Annotated in this window: 15 protein-coding genes; 3 read left to right on the forward strand and 12 right to left on the reverse strand. The window is 75.5% G+C overall.

Annotation, left to right across the window (positions count from 1 at the left end; genetic code table 11):
* Positions 1-11 precede the first annotated feature (11 nt).
* The 5 genes from E4623_RS09770 to E4623_RS09790 all read right to left on the reverse strand — a co-directional run bounded on the left by E4623_RS09770 (position 12) and on the right by E4623_RS09790 (position 4,975).
* Entirely contained in the window at positions 12-1,496 is a 1,485-nt protein-coding gene (locus E4623_RS09770; RefSeq protein WP_134766298.1) for a glutamate--cysteine ligase, read from the reverse strand.
* Positions 1,497-1,528: 32 nt separating this feature from the next.
* Complete coding sequence (locus E4623_RS09775) at positions 1,529-2,527, reverse strand: DUF4192 domain-containing protein (protein ID WP_167736550.1); 999 nt, start codon at positions 2,525-2,527, stop codon at positions 1,529-1,531.
* A gap of 95 nt (positions 2,528-2,622) precedes the next feature.
* A complete protein-coding gene (locus E4623_RS09780; protein ID WP_245154988.1) occupies positions 2,623-3,273 on the reverse strand; it encodes a response regulator transcription factor in 651 nt (216 codons plus the stop codon).
* Positions 3,270-4,556 carry a sensor histidine kinase gene (locus E4623_RS09785; RefSeq protein ID WP_134766300.1) on the reverse strand — a complete coding sequence of 429 codons (1,287 nt, stop codon included), beginning with the start codon at positions 4,554-4,556 and terminating at the stop codon, positions 3,270-3,272. Before E4623_RS09785 ends, E4623_RS09780 begins: the two co-directional genes overlap by 4 nt.
* A 20-nt stretch (positions 4,557-4,576) precedes the next feature.
* Positions 4,577-4,975 (reverse strand): hypothetical protein, encoded by a 399-nt coding sequence (locus E4623_RS09790; protein ID WP_134766301.1) that lies wholly within the window; start codon positions 4,973-4,975, stop codon positions 4,577-4,579.
* Positions 4,976-5,124: 149 nt separating this feature from the next.
* On the opposite strand from E4623_RS09790, the gene E4623_RS09795 reads away from it, so the two are divergent.
* Both E4623_RS09795 and E4623_RS09800 read left to right on the forward strand, forming a co-directional pair.
* Positions 5,125-6,462 carry a DNA polymerase IV gene (locus E4623_RS09795; RefSeq protein WP_134766302.1) on the forward strand — a complete coding sequence of 446 codons (1,338 nt, stop codon included), beginning with the start codon at positions 5,125-5,127 and terminating at the stop codon, positions 6,460-6,462.
* A 9-nt stretch (positions 6,463-6,471) separates the two neighbouring features.
* Positions 6,472-7,476, forward strand: coding sequence for a GNAT family N-acetyltransferase (locus tag E4623_RS09800; RefSeq protein WP_134766303.1), 1,005 nt, complete (start codon positions 6,472-6,474; stop codon positions 7,474-7,476).
* A gap of 18 nt (positions 7,477-7,494) precedes the next feature.
* Here the strand turns inward: E4623_RS09800 and E4623_RS09805 are convergent, their stop codons facing one another.
* The 7 genes from E4623_RS09805 to E4623_RS09835 all read right to left on the reverse strand — a co-directional run bounded on the left by E4623_RS09805 (position 7,495) and on the right by E4623_RS09835 (position 15,601).
* Complete coding sequence (locus E4623_RS09805; protein ID WP_134766304.1) at positions 7,495-9,225, reverse strand: ABC transporter ATP-binding protein; 1,731 nt, start codon at positions 9,223-9,225, stop codon at positions 7,495-7,497.
* Positions 9,226-9,243: 18 nt separating this feature from the next.
* The gene (locus E4623_RS09810) at positions 9,244-10,947 is read right to left on the reverse strand and encodes an ABC transporter ATP-binding protein (protein WP_134766305.1); all 1,704 of its coding nucleotides are present in this window, start codon (positions 10,945-10,947) and stop codon (positions 9,244-9,246) included.
* A gap of 9 nt (positions 10,948-10,956) precedes the next feature.
* The gene (locus E4623_RS09815) at positions 10,957-11,817 is read right to left on the reverse strand and encodes a biotin-dependent carboxyltransferase family protein (RefSeq protein ID WP_134766306.1); all 861 of its coding nucleotides are present in this window, start codon (positions 11,815-11,817) and stop codon (positions 10,957-10,959) included.
* Positions 11,814-12,446, reverse strand: a complete 633-nt coding sequence (locus E4623_RS09820; protein WP_134766307.1) for a carboxyltransferase domain-containing protein — start codon at positions 12,444-12,446, stop codon at positions 11,814-11,816. The genes E4623_RS09815 and E4623_RS09820 overlap by 4 nt, the downstream gene beginning before the upstream one ends.
* A 435-nt stretch (positions 12,447-12,881) precedes the next feature.
* Positions 12,882-13,964 carry an oxidoreductase gene (locus E4623_RS09825; protein ID WP_209020585.1) on the reverse strand — a complete coding sequence of 361 codons (1,083 nt, stop codon included), beginning with the start codon at positions 13,962-13,964 and terminating at the stop codon, positions 12,882-12,884.
* A gap of 39 nt (positions 13,965-14,003) precedes the next feature.
* Positions 14,004-14,705 (reverse strand): 5-oxoprolinase subunit PxpA, encoded by a 702-nt coding sequence (locus E4623_RS09830; RefSeq protein ID WP_134766308.1) that lies wholly within the window; start codon positions 14,703-14,705, stop codon positions 14,004-14,006.
* On the reverse strand, positions 14,702-15,601 hold the full coding sequence (locus tag E4623_RS09835; protein ID WP_134766309.1) for a GNAT family N-acetyltransferase: 900 nt from the start codon (positions 15,599-15,601) through the stop codon (positions 14,702-14,704). The genes E4623_RS09830 and E4623_RS09835 overlap by 4 nt, the downstream gene beginning before the upstream one ends.
* Positions 15,602-15,635: 34 nt before the next feature.
* Between E4623_RS09835 and E4623_RS09840 the strand changes: the two genes are divergently transcribed.
* Positions 15,636-17,828, forward strand: coding sequence for a S9 family peptidase (locus tag E4623_RS09840; protein WP_134766310.1), 2,193 nt, complete (start codon positions 15,636-15,638; stop codon positions 17,826-17,828).
* Positions 17,829-17,955: the final 127 nt, after the last annotated feature.

Genomic DNA, 17,955 nt, shown 5'->3' on the forward strand with positions numbered 1-17,955 from the left:
CCCCACGACGCTCACGACCAGGTGTGCACCGGCTCGTTGGTGTGCATCCGCTCGCGGTACTCCAGCAGCGTGGCCCGGAGGTCGTCGAACCGGTCGCTGCCCGACGTCGCCCGCGCGCGCATCGAGTCGACGAACCACTCGGCGCCGTTGGTGCGGAGCAGGCAGCGCTGCTCGATGATCCCGAGCAGCCGGTCGGCCGTCTCGGCCTCGACCCCCCACGACGCCAGGCCCTCGTGGGCCAGCGGCAGCAGCCGGCGCAGCACCAGCTCGGTCGCGGGCACCTGGCCGACGCCGGGCCAGTAGACCTGGGCGTCGATGCCGTGCTGGGCGGCGACGTGGAAGTTCTCCTCGGCGGCGCTGAACGACATCTGCGACCACAGCGGCCGCTCGCTCTCGGCGAGCGCCCGGACCAGCCCGAAGTACAGCGCGGCGTTGGCCATCGTGTCGGCGACCGTCGGGCCGGCGGCGAGGACCCGGTTCTCGACGCGCAGGTGCGGCACGCCGTTGTTGATGTCGTAGACGGGTCGGTTCCAGCGGTAGATGGTGCCGTTGTGGAGCCGCAGCTCGGACAGCGACGGCGTGCCGCCGGCCTCGAGGACGGCGAGCGGGTCCTCGTCGTCGGTGATCGGCAGCAGCGCCGAGAACCAGCGCACGTTCTCCTCGAAGAGGTCGAAGACCGACGTCACCCAGCGCTCCCCGAACCAGACCCGGGGACGCACGCCCTGGGCCTTGAGCTCCTCGCCGCGGGTGTCGGTGGCCTGCTCGAACAGCGGGATCCGGGTCTCGCGCCACAGCTGCCGGCCGAGGAGGTACGGCGAGTTGGCGCCGACCGCGAGCTGGATGGCCGAGATCGCCTGGGAGGCGTTCCAGTACGCCGCGAACTGGTCGGGCGAGGTCTGCACGTGCAGCTGGGTGCTGGTGCACGCGGCCTCGGGGACGATCGAGTCGGACGTCGTCTCCAGCGACTCCGCGCCGGCACCGCTGCCGCCCTTGACCGAGATGATCAGGTCCTCGCCGCGCGCGTGCAGGATCTGCTCGCTGAGCAGCTTGTAGCGCGGGTTGGCGCTGATGCTGTGCATGCCCATGTGGCCCTCGGCCAGCGTCGGCAGCACACCGATCATCACCAGGTGCGCGCCGACCGCGGCCGACTTCTCCTCGGCGTCGTTGAGGCTGCGACGCAGGTTCTCCTCGAAGGTCTCCAGACCGCCCTCGCGCAGCTTGGCGGGCGGCACGTTGATCTCGATGTTGAACTGGCCGAGCTCGGTCTGGAAGTCGGGGTCGGCGATCGCGGCCAGCGCCTCGGCGTTGCGCAGGGCCGGGTCGCCGACCTCGTCGACGAGGTTGAGCTCGACCTCGAGCCCGGTCATCGGGTCGTCGGTGTCGAACGCCGCCTCGCGCAGCATCCGTGCGAAGACGTCGAGGCACCGACGCACCTTCTCGCGGTGCCGGGTGCGGTCCGCGGGGGTGAACTCCTGGAGGTCGACCTCTTCGCCCATGGCCAGACAATAGGGCCACCCGGGCTCGGCTCTCAGGCCGAGTCCAGGCCCTCCCTCCCGTCGAGGTCGCGCCCGGACGCCGACCAGGCCGTCGGCGGGACCGCGCGCTCGAGCGCCTCGGCCACCAGGTCGGCCAGCGAGCACCCGGGGTCGACCTCGCGGCACCGGTCGACGGCGCACCACGCGAGCGCGCCGTCACCGGCCTGCCAGGCGGCCCAGCCGAGCAGCGCGGCGGGAGCGGAGCGCAGGTGGGACGGGCTGCGCCGCACGAGGTCGCTCAGCAGGACGACGGCCGCCCGCGCACTCCCGGGGGCGATCGCGGACCACGCCGCGTCACGCACCCGGCGCGACCGCATCCCGCGGAGCAGCCGCGCGGCCTCGGGGTCGCTGCAGCACGTGGCGGCGTCGAGGTGGCCGCGCACGAGGGCCTCGGCCCACGCGCCCTCGGCGAGGTCGTCGCCGACCGGGGCGAGGTGGGCACCGACGGCCGCCACGCCGTCCGGGTCGGGCGCGAGGGTGGCGGCCAGGTCGTCGCGCGACCCGTGCGTGACCCGCCCGTCGAGGACGGCGTGCGCCAGGAACGGGTGGGTGGCCAGCCCGTCGGTGCTGTAGGCCACCCCCGTCGTGCGGGCAGCCGGGTCGCGCGCGAGCAGCGGGTACCAGCGGTCGGGTGCGACCCGGAACGCCTCGACGACCACCACGGCCGTGCGGGCGAAGGCGTCGCGCAGCGCCGTCCACGCCGCCGCGGCCGCCCGGCCGTCGTCGGCGTAGAGCAGCAGGACCACCCGGCCGGCCCCGTGGCGGGCGGCGGGACGCACGAGCGAGTCGGCCACCTCGGCCAGCGCAGCCGGGTCGTCGGGCGGCGGCAGGTCGACCCGCGCGTGGAAGCGGTGCCGCGCGTCGAGCGTCAGCAGCACCACCGACTCGGTCGGCCAGAACCCGAGGACGACGGCGGCGGCCGCCAGCAGGTCCTCGGGGGTGCGGGCGGTGAGCGTGGTGCGGGTGGTCGGGGTCGAGGGGTCCGGGGTCATGGGACACGGTCGCTCCTGCGGGGGCGGGCGCGTGCCGGGCCGTCGACGGCCTGTGGACGACGGTCTCCTCCACAGGCCGAGGCCCGGGGACGTGGTCATCTCACGTGGTTGCGCTCGGCCCACAGGGCCGCCTGGGTCCGGTCCTGGACGCCGATGCGGGCGAACGCCGAGGTGAGGTGCGCCTTGACCGTCCGCTCGGTGATGCCGAGGCGGCGGGCGATCTGCTTGTTGGCCAGCCCGTCGCGCACGAGCGCGAGCACCTCGGTCTCCCGGGGGGTGAGCTCGACCCGTCCCGGCCGGCCCGGGCCCTGCGCCCGGGCGGTGAGGAGGGACCGCGCCGCCCGGGGGTGGATCGGCGACTCCCCCCGGCTGACGGCACGCACGCCCTCGATCAGGTCGTCGGGGTCGGCGTCCTTGAGCAGGTAGCCGACGGCCCCGGCGTCGAGGGCGGCGACGATGCGCTCGGCGTCGGAGTACGACGTGAGCACCAGCACCTGGGTGACGGGGTGTTCGGCGAGGATCAGGCGCGTCGCGGTCACGCCGTCGACGTCGGGCATCTGCAGGTCCATCAGGACGACGTCCGGCGCGACCTCCGCGACCACGGAGAGGGCCTCAGCCCCGGTCGCGGCCTGGCCGACGACCTCGATGTCGTCGACCGCGCCGAGCAGCTGGGCCAGCCCGCCCCGGACCACCGCGTGGTCGTCGACCAGGACGACCCGCACCACCGCGCGCCCGAGCCCGCTCACGTGCCCACCTCGAGCCGCACCGTCGTGCCCGACCCGACCGACGACGCGACCTCGAGCCGACCCCCGTGGTCGCGGGCCAGGCTCGCCAGTCCGCGCAGGCCGAACGAGCCGTCACCGGCGGCGGCGGGGTCGAACCCGGTGCCGTCGTCGACGACGGTGAGCACCACCTCGCCGGCGCCGGCGCGGGTGACGGTGACCTCGAGACGTCGGGCCTGCGCGTGGCGCAGCGCGTTGCGGGTGGCCTCCTGCGCGACCCGCCAGACCAGCGCCACGGTGTCGTCGGGGACGCCGCCGAGGGCCGCGACGGAGACGGCGACCTCGACACCGAGGTCCGCGGCGCCGGCGGTGAGGTCGTGCAGGGCGGCCTCCAGGTCGTCGGCGCCCAGCCCGGGCGGGTGGATCTCGACGAGCAGCGAGCGCAGGCTGCGCATGCTCGACCGCAGGCTCGTGGTCGCGTCCAGCAGCTGCGCGCGCTCGCCCGGGTCGCCGGGGCGCCGGGCCAGCGCGGACAGCGCGAACGACGTCCCGGCCAGGTCCTGGACGACGCCGTCGTGCAGGTCGCGCGCGATCCGGCGCCGCTCGGCGTCCGAGGCGTCGACGGCCGCGACCAGCAGCCGCTCACGCTCGACGGCAGCCCGGGTGAGACGCCGGGTCAGCACCCACAGCAGCGACGTGGCGAGCACGAGCACGAGGAGCAGGGAGCCCACCGTGATCGTGCGGAACGGCGCGACGAGCTCGGCCTGGCGGTCGTCGATCTGGTCGGCGTCGAAGTACGCCTCGAACAGCAGCGGCTCGCCCTCGGGCGACTCGATGCGCGTGTAGACCTCGACCAGGCTCCCGCCGTCGCGCTCGTAGCGGTTCTCGGGGTCGGCGAGGTCGGAGACCTCGGCGTCGGTGCCGCCGTGGTCGAGCACGTCGAGCTCCTCCTCGTCGAGGTCGAAGTCCTCGCCGAACAGCCGGGCCTCGTCGGACCACACGATCCGACCGTCGCGGTTCCAGATCTTCACCCGTCGCACCTGGTCGGTGACGAGCCGGGTCCGCATCTGGTGGTCGAAGCGGTCGACGGCCCCGGGCTCGCCGTCGACGAGACCGCGTGGGAGGGAGCGCTCGGCCACCGACCGGGCCAGCACCTCGGTGGTGGCGCCGGCGTCGGCGAGGGCCTCCTCGCGCGCCGCCCGGCCGGCGAGGGCGTTCGTCACGGCCAGCAGGACGACCAGCACGAGGAGCCCGGCAGCCAGGAACTGGGCCACCGGGCTCCGCACCGTGCTGGCGAGTCGCGTCATCTCCGGAGGATCATGCCGCCTCAGTAGGTGACGCGGGCGACGCACCGCTGGCCGGCGTGCCGGGCTCGGAGGACGAAGGTGTCCTGGCCGGCCTGGTCGACGACCTTCCGCTCGACCTCGAACGAGCCGCTGCGGGCCGTGGTGCGCGAGGTGCCGCTCGCCGCCCGACCACCGTCGTGCCGCAGCGTCCAGGTCCAGCGCTGACCCGCCTGGTTGCTGTCGATCTCGGCCTCGACCTCGATCCGGCCGTCGTCCTGCTTGGCCTTGATCTTCCACCGCGCCCCGTCGGAGCAGCTGCCGCTGCGCTCGACCCGGTCGTCGTCGTCCCCGGCGTGCGCCGGGCTCCCCGCGGCGAGCGGGGTCAGGAGGGCGGCGGTGACGACGGCGGTCGCGGTGGCCGTGCGGATCCTGGTGGTCATGGGGGCTCCTTCGGGTGGGTGGCGGACGGCGGCTGGCCGTCCCCTCGGCGCCCCCAGTCAAGGCCAGCGGCGGTCGCGCTTCCCAGATGTCCGGTGGTCCTAGTACCTGCCCGGCACCGCACCGGCCGGGCGGAGGTACGTTCGGCGGCGTGCGGAACACGGCGTCGGTCCTCCACCTGGACCTGGATGCCTTCTTCGCCTCGGTCGAGCAGCGCGACAAGCCCTCGCTGCGCGGCAAGCCGGTCGTCGTCGGCGGCACCGGCGGGCGGGGCGTGGTGTCGACGGCGTCGTACGAGGCCCGGGTCTTCGGCGTCCGCTCGGCGATGTCGACCCGGGAGGCGCGCTCGCGGTGCGGGCACGCGGCCTTCCTGTCCGGGCGGTTCCACGCCTACCGCGAGGCCAGCCACCAGGTGATGACGCTGCTGCGGACCGTCTCCCCGCTCGTGGAGCCGCTCTCGCTCGACGAGGCGTTCGTCGACCTCGCGCAGGCCGACCCGGCCGACCTGCCCGACCTCGACGTCGCCACCGTGACGGCGTACGCCGAGCGGCTGCGCGGACGGGTCACCGAGGTCACCGGCGGGCTGACGGCGTCGGTGGGCGTCGGGACGTCGAAGTTCATCGCCAAGGTGGCCAGCGAGCTCGACAAGCCCGACGGGCTGACCGTCGTCCCGCCGGGCACCGAGCGCGACCTGCTGCGCCCGATGAGCGCCACCGTCATCCCCGGCGTCGGTCCCGCGACCGCCGAGCGGCTGCGCCGCGCCGGGATCCTCACCGTCGCCGACATCGAGGCGGCCGGTCTCGACGACCTGGTCGGGCTGGTCGGCAAGGCGCACGGCGCCGGGCTGCACGCGCTCGCCCGCGCCCACGACGACCGGCCGGTCGTGGCCGAGCGCGAGGCGAAGTCGGTCAGCTCGGAGGGCACCTACGAGACCGACCTGACCGACCGCAGACTGATGGAGGGCCTGCTCACCCGGCAGGCCGGGGAGGTCGCGACCCGGCTGCGCAGGCACGGGCTCGCCGGGCGCACGGTGACCATCAAGGTGCGGCTGCACGACTTCACCACGCTCAGCCGCTCCACCACGCTGCCCGAACCGACCGACAGCACCGCCGTGGTGGCCCGGCTGGCCCGCCGGCTGCTCACCGACCTCGACACCTCCGGCGGCGTCCGGCTCCTCGGCGTCGGCGTCTCCGGCCTCGCCGACTGGATCCAGGACGACCTGTTCGGGGAGACCGAGGAGGAGCCCGAGCCGCTCGACCTGCCCGAGGCGCCGAGCACCCGCCGGGTGGTCTACGCACCCGGCCTCGACGTCGTCCACGACGAGATGGGCCGGGGCTGGGTGTGGGGGTCGGGCCGTGGTGTCGTCACGGTCCGCTTCGAGACCGCCGAGACTCCCCCCGGCCCGGTGCGGTCCTATGCCCTGGACGACCCGGCGCTGCGGCTCTGGGTGCCCGAGAACCCGGTGGCCGAGGAGCCCGTCGCGCCGTAGCGTCGGGGTGTGGAGATCTCACCCGTCGACGTGACCAGCGACCTCGCCCTGCGCGCGTCCTACGACCTCGAGCGACGGGCCGTGATGGTCGGCCGCGAGACGATGCCGCACTGGTCGTGGCCGGAGATGGCCGCCGTCTGGCGTCTCCCCGACCCCGGCGAGAAGGCGGTCCTGCTGGGCGGCACCGAGGGCGGCCGGATGGTCGCCGGTGCGGTGCTGTTCATGCCGCTGCTCGACAACACCGAGAAGTGCTGGCTCGGCGTCGCCGTCGAGCCCGCCGAGCAGGGGCGCGGCCTGGGCCGCGAGATGCTGGACGCCGTGTGCGCGCTCGCCGTCGCGGAGGGCCGCACCGACCTGCTCGCCGAGGTGAAGCTGCCCTTCGACGAGGTCACCAGCCACCGCGCCCGACGCTTCGCCGAGGCGGCCGGCTTCACGCTGTCCAACGTCGAGATCGTGCGCCACCTCGCGCTGCCGGTCGCCACCCACGACCTGGAGGCCTGGGCCGGGCAGGCCGCACCCCGGCACGACGGCTACCGCCTCGAGACCTACCTCAACGAGGTGCCCGACGACCTCGTCCCGTCGCTGTGCGTGCTCCTGGGCCAGCTGTCCGTCGACGCGCCCACCGGCGAGGCCGAGTGGGAGGAGGAGCTGATCACCCCCGAGCGGTACCGCGAGAACCAGCGGTCGCTGGTCGCAGCCGGGCGCCGCATCTACGAGACCGTCGCGGTCGCCCCCGACGGCACCGTCGCGGCGCAGTCGACCATCTCGGTCCCGCCCGCCGGCGGGCGCACGGACGCCTCGCAGTGGGGCACCTTCGTGCACCGCGAGCACCGGGGACGCCGGCTCGGCCTCGCCGTCAAGGCGGCCAACCTGCGCACCGTGCAGGAGGCGCACCCCGAGATGCGCCGGATCGTCACCCAGAACGCCGAGACGAACGGCTACATGGTCTCCATCAACGAGCTGATGGGCTTCGAGCCGGTCGAGGCGTCGGTCGAGCTGATCAAGCGGGTCTGAGCCCCGCCCGGACCCGGGTCAGCCCGACCAGGCCGACCACAGGTCGGCGTACCGGCCGCCGGCGGCGACCAGCTCGTCGTGCGTGCCCTGCTCGACGATCCGGCCGTCGTCCATCACCAGCACCCGGTCGGCGACCGCGGCCTGGCTGAGCCGGTGGGCGATGACGAGGGCGCCGCGGCCCTCGGTGACGGCGAGCGCGGCCGTCTCGAGCTCGCGGGCACCGGAGGAGCCGGCCTCGGCCGTCGCCTCGTCGAGGACGACGAACCACGGGTCGAGGAGCGCCACGCGGGCCAGCGCGACCTGCTGCGACTGGGTGGGGGTCAGGGCGTGGCCGTGCTCGCCGACGACCGTGTCGAGCCCGTCGGGCAGGGCCACGACCCACCCCCACGCCAGCACGGTCTCCAGGGCGGCACGCACCCGCGCGTCGTCGGCACCGGGGTCGGCCAGGAGGACGGCGTCGCGCAGGGTGGCGGAGAAGTCGTGGACCTCCTGGCTGACCATCGCCACGCACCGGCGCAGCCGGGTCCGGCCGAGATCGGCGAGCGGCGTCCCGGCCACCCGCACCTCGCCGCGCGTCGGGTCGAGGACGCCGGCCGCCACCGCACCCAGCGTCGTCTTGCCGGCGCCGCTGGCGCCGACCAGCGCGACCCGCTCCCCGGGCGCCACGGTGAGGTCGACCTCGCGCACCACCGGGTGCTCGGCGACGTAGGAGTGGGTGAGCCCCCGCACGGTGAGCGGACCGGGCTCGAGGTCCGTGTCGGCGGGCTCCACCGCGCGCGGCACCAGCACGACGCCGACCAGCCGGGTCAGCGACGCCCCGGCCGACTGCACCTCGTCGAAGAGGAAGATGAGCGCGCCGATCGGGTTGAAGAGGCGGTGGAAGAACAGCGCCGCCGCGGTGACCTCGCCGACGGTGGCGGCGTCCGAGCGCACCAGCAGGAACCCGGTGCCGAGCACCGCGAGCAGGCCCACCAGCTCGGCCCGGTTGTTGCGGGCACCGAAGCGCATCAGCAGGCCGAAGACGTCGAGGGTGATCTGGACCGCGGCCCACGACGCCTCACGGATCCGACCGACCTGCCGGTCCTGCAGCCCGTAGGCCCGCAGCGTGGCGGCACCCTGGAGCCCGGTGACCAGGGCCTCGGCCCGCGCCCCCTGGGCGACCCGCTCCCGCTGGTAGTAGGGCCCCGAGCGCGGCAGGTACCAGCGCAGCGAGAGCCAGTACGCCGGCCCGGCCACGAGCCCGGCGAGGCCGAGCCGCCAGTCGAGCGCGACCAGGCCGGCCACGGTGAACAGCACCGCGATCGCCGACCCGACGACGGTGGGCACCACCAGGTCCAGCGACCGGCCGATCGCGCGGACGTCGTCGCCGACCCGGCTGACGACGTCGCCGACGCCGGCGTCCTCGACGACGCCGTGGTCGAGGTGCAGGGCCCGGTCGACGACGTCCTCGCGCAGCGCCGCGAGGGCCGGTTGGACGGCGCGGGCCAGCAGCGACTCCGCGACCCAGGTGGCCAGACCGACCAGCAGCCCGGCGACGGCGATGCCGACGGCGTAGCGGGTGATCGTCGCGGGCGCGGCGTCGTCGAGGACGGCGTCGACGGTGCGGCCCATCAGCCAGGGGCCGCCCAGCTGGGCCAGTCCGACGACGGCGAAGGCTGCCGCGGCCAGCGCCAGGACGCCGCGGTGGCGGCCCAGGTAGCCGCGCGAGACGTGCCAGGACTCGCGGGCCGGTGCGATCGGCAGGATCATCGGAGCCTCATCGGAGCCTCATCGGAGCACCGTCGCCCGGTAGGTCTCGTGCGCCAGCAGGTCGTGGTGGGTGCCCTCGAGCACCACGCGACCCTCGCGGACCAGGACGACCCGGTCGGTGCGGGCGAGCAGGGTGGGGCTGCACGTGACCAGCCAGGTGGTGAGGGCGCCGGCGTTGGGGCCGCGCAGGTCGTGGATGCCGGCCGCGACGCGCTGCTCGGTGACGGGGTCGACGGCCGTGGTCGGGTCGTGCAGCACCAGGACCGGGGCGTCGGCGGCGAGCGCGCGGGCGACGGCGACGCGCTGGCGCTGGCCGCCGGAGTAGGTGGTGGCCGAGGCCGACACCGGCTCGTCGAGCCCGCCGGGACGCAGCGCGAGGACCTCGTCGGCGGCGGAGGCGACCAGCACCCGGGCCAGGGCCTCGTCGTCGAGGCGGCCCCAGGGGTCGACGTTGCTGCGCAGGGTGCCCTCGAACAGGTCGACGCGGTGCGGCACCACGACGAGCGTGCCCCGGCGCGCGCCGACGTCGAGGTCGCCCAGCGGCGTGCCGCCCAGGCGGACGTCGCCGACGACGTCGTCCGGGTGCGCGTCGCCGGCGAGCAGCCGGACCAGCGCCTGGGCGTCGGCCGGGTCGGCCACGGCGACGCCGAGGAGCTCCCCCGGCGGCGAGTGCAGGTCGAGGCCGCGCAGCGAGCCGTGCGCGACGCCGGCCAGGCTCACCGTCACGCCGTGGGCCGTCGCGCCGGCCGGGTCGGCGGCGCCGGCCGGCAGGTGCGGCGCGGCCAGGAAGTCGACGATGCGTCGGCCCGAGGCGACGGCGGAGGCGAGCTGGGCGCTCATGTCGGCGAGGATCGCGATCGGCTCGGCGAGGAACTGGGTCAGCCCGACGATCGCGATCAGCTCACCGACCGAGATCTCGCCCTCGAGCGCCAGCCGCCCGGCGAGGAGGGTGACCACGGCGAGGAACAGGCCGCTGAGCACCTGCGCCAGGCCCGCCAGCGCGGCCCGGGCCCCGGCGACGTGCACCGCGGCGTCGCGGGCCTCGCCGCTGGCCACCCGGTAGCGGGCGGCCCCGGCCGACTGCCCGCCGATGCCCTGGAGCACCCGCAGCCCGCGCACCAGGTCGACGGCGAGCCCGGCGGAGGTGGCCGTGCGCTCCTGCTGGACCCGGCTGCGGCGCCCGATCCGGGGCGTGGCCACCTGCGTCACGGCCAGGCACAGCGGCAGCCCGCAGAGGATGACCAGGCCGAGCAGCAGGTCGGTGCGCAGCAGGACGACGGCGGCGATGCCGACCGCGACGAGCGAGCCGGCCGCGTAGCCGACCATCCGCAGCGCGTAGCCCACCTCCTCGGCGTCGGAGGTCGCCAACGACAGCGTCTCGCCCGAGAGCCGGTCGGTGCGCAGCCCCCGGGCGTCGAGCGCGTGCGCGGCGACCTCCGAGCGCAGCTCGTGGACCTCGCCCTCGATGGCGCGCACCCCGAACCGCGCCCCGAACCGGTAGCTGTAGCTCAGCACCGCGAACAGCACGCACAGCCCGGCCGCCCAGGCCAGGAAGACCGACCCGTCGCCGGTCGCCACGCCGTGGTCGATGGTCAGGCCGATCACGACCGGCACCAGCGCCTCGCACACCTGCCACGAGACGAGCAGCGCGACGTACGGGCTCAGCCGCCGCCGGTTGCGACGCAACGCGCGGCGGACGACGCCCCACCCGGTCTCCGGCACCGCGCCAACTTAGGGCACCCTCACGAAGCGCACGGCACCGCCCGGTCGCACCTGGGCGCAGCGGGCCAGGTCGTCGCGCTCGACGACCGCCAGGACCGGGTAGCCGCCGGTGGTCGGGTGGTCGGCGAGCAGCACGACGGGACGCCCGTCCGGCGGGACCTGCACGGCGCCGAGCACCATCCCCTCGCTGGCCAGCTCGCCGGGTCGGACCCGCTCCAGCGCGGAGTCCGCGGCCAGCCGCAGGCCGACCCGGTCGGAGGCCGGGGCGGCGACGTACGACGTCGCGCACAGCCGGTCGAGCGCGTCGGCGGCGAACCAGTCGGCCCGCGGCCCGGGCCGTACCCGCAGCGGACCCGGCCGCACCACGGCCGGGACGTCGACCGGGACCGGCGGCCCCGCCGGCTCCCCCAGCGCGAGCACCGTGCCCGCGGTGACGAGGGGCGGGCCGACCCACGCGAGCGTGTCGGTCGAGCGGGAGCCGAGGACCGGCTCGACGTCGAGACCGCCCGCGACGGCGAGGTAGGAGCGGACCCCGGTCGTGGCCGGCCCCAGCCGCAGCTCCGCCCCGGCCGGGAGCCACTCGGGACGTCCGTGGGCGCGGGCGGCGCCGTCGACGCTCACCGTGCACGCGGCTCCGGTCACCGCGACCCAGCGCGACGCCGTGGACCGGAGCCGCAGGCCGCCCAGGGTGACCTCGAGCAGTGCCCGGGTCGCCGGCCGGTCGTCGTTGCCGACCAGCCGGTGCGCGTGCCGCGCCGCGGGCGCGTCGAGCCAGCCCGCCCGCGGGACGCCGAGGTGCGCGAGACCCGGCCGGCCGGCGTCCTGCACGGTGACGAGGCCGCCGACGTCGAGGACCTCCCAGGCCCTCATGCCGGCACGAACCTGACCCGCGTGCCGGGCGCGAGCAGCGCCGGTCCCCGGTCGCCCCGGCCGCCGGACCGCGCGGGGTCCCACAGGACGGCGTCGGTGCGGCCGAGCAGCCGCCAGCCCCCGGGTGAGCCGGTCGGGTAGACGCCGCACCAGGCTCCGGCCAGCCCCACCGAGCCCGCCGGCACCCGGGTCCGGGGCGTGTCGAGCCGGGGCACGGCCAGGTCGGCCGCGAGCCCGTCGAGGTAGGCGAAGCCGGGCGCGAAGCCGCAGAACGCCGAGACGAACGTCGTCCCCGCGTGCCGCGCGACCACGCCGTCGCGGTCGGTGCCCCACCGCTCCGCCACGTCGTCGAGGTCGGCGCCGTCGTACGTCGTCGGCAGCTCGACCAGGTCGCCGTCAGCCACGGGCGCGCCCGGGGTCCACAGCGCGACCAGGCGGTGCACCGCGGCGACGTCCTCGGGGCCGGCGAGGCCGTCGAAGAGCACCGTCGTGGCCGCCGGCACCACCTCGACCGCAGGCACGGCCGCGGCGCGGGCGAACAGGGCCAGGGACAGCGCCTGCCCGGCGTCGGCGACCTCGGCCAGCAGCGCGGTCGGTCCGACCGGGAGCAGGGTCGTGGCCGGGCGCATGGGGAGAGTGTTCACGATCCGGCCACCGCCGGTCCGTGCCGCCGCCGCGGTGGTGTGGGAAAAAGGGTGAGGGCCTCGTGGAGGTATGAGCTTCACGAGGCCCTCGGGGTGCCTGGCGAGGTGACGTGCCGGGCGACCTGCGGACTCTCCGACCCCGTCGTCCCCGTCACCGGTCCGACGCCGCGAGCGTGCTCGTGGTGTGGGTCTTCGTGCCTGCCGATCCCCTCCGCTCCGGTCCCCCTCGCGGGTTCTCTCGGCTTCGGTAGGGAGAGTTCTACGGGGCGGCGACGGTCTCCCGCAAGGGGGTGGCAGGAACCGGTTCCGACGATGTCGCGGTCCCACAGGACCCTCCACAGGAAACGGTCGGTTCTCCACCACACCCGTCCCGTCGTCCACAGGAACGGCCCGCCCCTGTGGACGAGGACGTCGGGTGGTCTAGGCCGGCTGCCCGGTCCGCACGACGAGGCGCGCGACCGCGCCGGCCGGCCCGGAGGCCCAACAGGCGGCCGGCACGCACTGGACGCTGTCGTAGCCGCCGGCCGGACCGGCCCGGAACGGCGACCAGGTGCGGCCGCGGTCGCGGGACACGTCGACGCCGTCCGGCCCGACCGCGACGACCCACGACCGCCAGAAGTCGACGCCGGAGCGGTAGCCGGACAGGTCGCCGGCGTTGGTCCAGGAGCGACCGCCGTCCCGGGTGTAGGCCGCGCGGTCGACGCCGTCGTCCTCGACCTCGAAGTCGCCGCCGACGGCGACCCCGACGCCGGGGCCGCGGAAGGCCAGCGAGAAGACGCCCCCGGCCTCGGACGCCGGCAGGGTCGAGTCGGTCGCGCGCCACGTGCGGCCGTCGTCGCGCGTCGCGAACACGCGGGCCCGGGCGCCGCCGGAGGCGAGGTAGGCGCGGTGCCGCCCGGCGGTCACCAGGCAGGTGCCGCTGGCGGCGAAGCCGAACTCGCCCTCGGCGCGGGGCATCCCGGCCCGGGGCAGGACCTGCCACGAGCGGCCGCCGTCGGTGGTCGACAGGATCCGGAACCGGCCGTTGACCGGGTCGCTCATCGCGAGGCCGCGACGGTCGCCGGGCCACATCGCGAGGCAGTCGTAGAACGCCCTGGGGTCACGGTTGACGAAGGTCCTGGTCCAGGTGCGGCCGGCGTCGTCGGTCCGGTAGATCCGGCTGTCGCCGCCCTCCCCGATGGTCATCGCGAGCGCGGTCCGCGCGTCGGCGGCCTCGACGTCGCGGAACAGCAGCCCGTCGGCGCCGGGCGGGCTGACGTCCTGCCAGGTCGTGCCGCCGTCGGTGGTGCGCCACACCCCGCCCTCGCTCCCGCCCACCCACGCGACCCGGCCGCTGACGGCGTCGAGCCCCCGCAGCTGCTGGTCGGTGTCGACGGGGACCGGCTTCCACCGGGTGAGCCCGGGAGCGGGACCGGGCTCCGCCCCGACCGAGGAGGTGGCCGAGCCGGGGACGAGCCCGACGGCGAGGAGCAGGGCGGCGATGGTTCCGAGGGTGCGACGCATGACCCTCACGATGTCGATCCGGACCGTCGGTGTCCAGGGTCAGGCGAACGGGGCCAGCGTGTGCCCGGCCGCCTCGAGCGCGGTGCGGCAGGCCACGGCGTGCGCGACGGCGTCCGGGCTGTCGCCGTGGACGCACACCGAGGCCACCGGCCGCCGGGGTGCCGGCGGACCGGCGAGCTCGACGGCCCGGGCCGCCACCGTGGCGCCATCGGTGACCAGGGCGCCGGGGCGGTCGCGCGGCAGCAGGCGCCCGTCGGCGCCGTACCCCCGGTCGGGGAAGCCCTCGAGCACGACCCGCCGGCCCGCCGCCGCGGCCCGGTCGAGGAGCACCCCGGGCATCCCGAGCACCGGCAGCGCGCCGGAGCCGGCCAGGACGGCGGCCGCCTGCTCCTCGTCGTCCATCGTGCGGTGGTAGAGCGCACCGTGCGCCTTGACGTAGCGGACGTCGGTGCCGGCCGCCCGGGCGATCGCGGTGAGGACGCCGACCTGGTCGGCCACCTGCTCGCGCAGCACCTCGCCGGCGACGTCCAGCGCCACCCGCCCGAACCCGGCCCGGTCGGCGTACGACACCTGGGCACCGACCGCGACGCCGCGCTCGACCGCCTGCGCGCAGACCGCGCGCATGATCGCCTCGGTGCCGGCGTGGTAGCCGCAGGCGACGTTCGCGCTGGTGACGACGGCGAGCAGGGCGGCGTCGTCGGTGACCTCCTCGCCGAGGTCCGCGTTGAGGTCGACGGTCACAGCCGCTTGCCCAGGAACTCCTCGGTCACGTGGTAGCCGAGCTTGTCGTAGAGCGCCCGGGCCGCGTGGTTGTGGCCGAACACGTTCAGGCCCAGGGCGTGCGCACCGTGCTCCTGCGCCCAGAGCGCGCCGGCGCGCATCAGCCCGGCGCCGTGGCCCCGGCGGCGGTGCGCCTCGTGGACGGCGACGTCGTAGACGAAGGCCATCGGCCGCTCGGTGCTGAGCCACAGCGTGCCGACCGTGGACCAGCCGTCGTCACCCCTCACCCGGCCGACGAAGAAGTGGTGGTGCTCGCTCGCGACGCCGTCCGGGAGCAGCTCGGCGTGCTGCTCCCGGGAGACCTCGCGGGCCCGCTCGAGCGACTCCCCCGTGCGCGCCCGCTCCTGGGCGTAGTTCTCGAGCTCGTCGGCCTCCCAGCCGGCGAAGGCGACCTCGTCCATCGGCTCGAGGACGACGACCGGCTCGGCCGGGAGCCGGTGGTCCAGGTCGAGCAGCATCTGGGTCGCCGCGAGCTCGAACCCGCCACCCTCGACGAGGGCGGTCGCGACCGGGTCGCCGGGCGAGACCGTCACGGTCAGGCGCGCGGCCGACTCGGCCCGGCCGAGCTCCTCGAGCAGGGCGCGGGTGCCGACGGCGTGCTCGGCCCGCACCAGGGTGAGGTCGACGACGGCGATCTCGTCGCCGCGCGAGACCACCCACACCTCGCCGGCGTGCTCGTCGCCGTCGCGCACCTCGAGCAGGCGGCCACGGTCGGCGGTCCGCTCGACGTGGGCGGTCGCGGCGGCGTGCGCGGCGTCGAGGTCCGCGTGCTCGTGGAGGAACCGGCGGTGCTGCAGCCGGCCCACCAGCGCCTCCGTGCTGCGGCCGGTGTCGTGGTGCAGGGTCAGGTCGCTCACGCTGCGACTCTGCCACTTGGCTACCGTTCGCGACATGCCCGACGTCCCGCCCGTGCCACCCGTCTCCGCACCCGTGGCCCCACCCGTGCCCGCACGCCGCCCGGTCACCACCGAGCACCACGGTCACACCCGGGTCGACGACTACGACTGGCTGCGCGCCAAGGACTCCGCCGAGGTCGTCGCGCACCTGGAGGCCGAGAACGCCTTCACCGCCGACCGCACCGCCCACCTGGCCGACCTGCGCGACCGGCTCTTCGGCGAGATCAAGGCCCGCACCCGCGAGACCGACCTGTCGGTACCGACCCGCGGTCGCGAGCACTGGTACTACGGCCGGTCCTTCGCGGGGCGCGAGTACGGCGCGTCGTGCCGTGTCCCGATCACCGGTCCCGACGACTGGACCCCGCCGCAGCCCGCCGAGGACGCCGCGCCCGACCAGCCGGCCCTGCCCGGCGAGGAGGTGCTGCTCGACCTCGACGTCCTCGCCGAGGGCCACGAGTTCTTCTCCCTCGGCGGGTCGGCCATGAGCCCCGACAGCCGGCTGCTGGCCTACGCCACCGACGTCGTCGGCGACGAGCGCTACACGATCCGCGTCAAGGACGTCGACACCGGCGACCTGCTCGACGACGTCATCGAGGGCGCCCTCGGCGGCGCCACCTGGGACCGCGCCGGCGAGCACCTCTACTACACGACCGTCGACGACGCCTGGCGCGCCGACAAGATCTGGCGGCACCGCCTCGGCACCGCCCAGGACGCCGACGAGCTGGTCTTCCACGAGACCGACGGCCGGTTCTGGGTCGGGTGCGGCCGCACCCGCAGCGACCGCTACCTCGTGATCGCGAGCGGCTCGAAGACGACGTCGGAGTACCACCTGCTCGACGCCGACGCCCCCGAGCTCGGCTTCCGGTGCTTCGCGCCGCGGGCCGAGGGCGTGGAGTACTCCGTCGAGCACGCCGTCCTCGCCGGAGAGGACCGGTTCCTGGTGCTCCACAACGCCACCGGGCCCGACTTCGAGCTCGCCGTGGCCCCGCCCGAGCCGACGCCGCGCGACGGGTGGGTGCCGCTGGTCGCGCACGACCCCGCCGTCCGGCTCGAGGACGTCGACGCCTTCGCCGGCCACCTCGTCGTCCACCAGCGCAGCAACGGGCTCACCCAGCTGCGGATCCTCGAGCTCGGTGACTCAGCGGCCGGGCAGGGGGTCTCCGACGACTACCTCGTCGAGTTCGACCACGAGGTCTACACCGTCGGCTCCGGCGGCAACCCGCGCTTCGAGCAGCCCACCGTCCGCCTGGGCTACGTGACCATGGCGGTGCCGTCGTCGGTCTACGACTACGACGTCCGCACCCGCGAGCTCACGCTGCTCAAGCGCGCCCCGGTCCTCGGTGGCTACGACCCCGCCGACTACGAGGAGCACCGGCTCTGGGCCGCCGGCGACGACGGCGAGCCGGTCCCGATCTCGCTGGTCGTGCGCCGCGACGCACGGGCCGCGGGCGAGCCCGTGCCGCTGCACCTGTACGCCTACGGCGCCTACGAGACCTCGATCGACCCGGCGTTCTCCATCGCCCGCCTCTCGCTGCTCGACCGCGGCGCGGCGTTCGCGATCGCGCACGTGCGCGGCGGCGGCGAGATGGGGCGCCGCTGGTACGACGCCGGCAAGCTCGACCACAAGCAGAACACCTTCGCCGACTTCGCCGCCTGCGCCCGGCACCTCGTCGCCGAGGGCTGGACGACGGCCGACCGGCTCGTCGGCGAGGGCGCGAGCGCCGGCGGGCTGCTCATCGGCGCGGTCGCCAACCAGGCGCCGGACGCGTTCGCCGGCCTGGTGGCGGGGGTGCCCTTCGTCGACAACCTGACGACCATGCTGGACGCGACCCTGCCCCTGACCGTCACCGAGTACGACGAGTGGGGCAACCCGGAGGACGACCCCGACGCCTACGCGACGATCGCGGCGTACGCGCCGTACGACAACGTGGCCGCCCAGCGGTACCCGCGGATCCTCGCCGAGACGTCGTTCCAGGACACCCGGGTGCTCTACGTGGAACCCGCGAAGTGGGTGGCGCGGCTCCGCGAGCGCGCGGTCGAGCCCGACGTGCTGCTCCGTGTGGAGATGGCGGCCGGGCACGGGGGCGTCAGCGGGCGTTACCAGGCCTGGAAGGACCGTGCCTTCACCCTCGCGTGGATCCTGGACACGATGGGCCTCGCGGAGGCCCCTGCGAGCCCCGCAGCCTGAACGTTTCACCCGGCGCCCTGAGAAGTCCCTGAGATCTGCTCCGACTGGCAACTCTGCACCGATCCGGTACGTCCTTGATGACGAAGGCCTATCGAGCCTTCGGGGTGAAGTGGGAATCCACCTCCCC

The organism is Nocardioides sp. 1609, assembly GCF_004522105.1.
Classification (GTDB): Bacteria; Actinomycetota; Actinomycetes; order Propionibacteriales; family Nocardioidaceae; genus Nocardioides.

Coding starts and splice junctions, on each gene's coding strand:
- E4623_RS09775 (WP_167736550.1), bottom strand. CDS start 2,527: ATGACCCCGGACCCCTCGACCCCGACCACCCGCACCACGCTCACCGCC.
- E4623_RS09825 (WP_209020585.1), bottom strand. CDS start 13,964: ATGCGTCGCACCCTCGGAACCATCGCCGCCCTGCTCCTCGCCGTCGGG.
- E4623_RS09805 (WP_134766304.1), bottom strand. CDS start 9,225: ATGATCCTGCCGATCGCACCGGCCCGCGAGTCCTGGCACGTCTCGCGC.
- E4623_RS09790 (WP_134766301.1), bottom strand. CDS start 4,975: ATGACCACCAGGATCCGCACGGCCACCGCGACCGCCGTCGTCACCGCC.
- E4623_RS09840 (WP_134766310.1), top strand. CDS start 15,636: ATGCCCGACGTCCCGCCCGTGCCACCCGTCTCCGCACCCGTGGCCCCA.
- E4623_RS09770 (WP_134766298.1), bottom strand. CDS start 1,496: ATGGGCGAAGAGGTCGACCTCCAGGAGTTCACCCCCGCGGACCGCACC.
- E4623_RS09820 (WP_134766307.1), bottom strand. CDS start 12,446: ATGCGCCCGGCCACGACCCTGCTCCCGGTCGGACCGACCGCGCTGCTG.
- E4623_RS09815 (WP_134766306.1), bottom strand. CDS start 11,817: ATGAGGGCCTGGGAGGTCCTCGACGTCGGCGGCCTCGTCACCGTGCAG.
- E4623_RS09785 (WP_134766300.1), bottom strand. CDS start 4,556: ATGACGCGACTCGCCAGCACGGTGCGGAGCCCGGTGGCCCAGTTCCTG.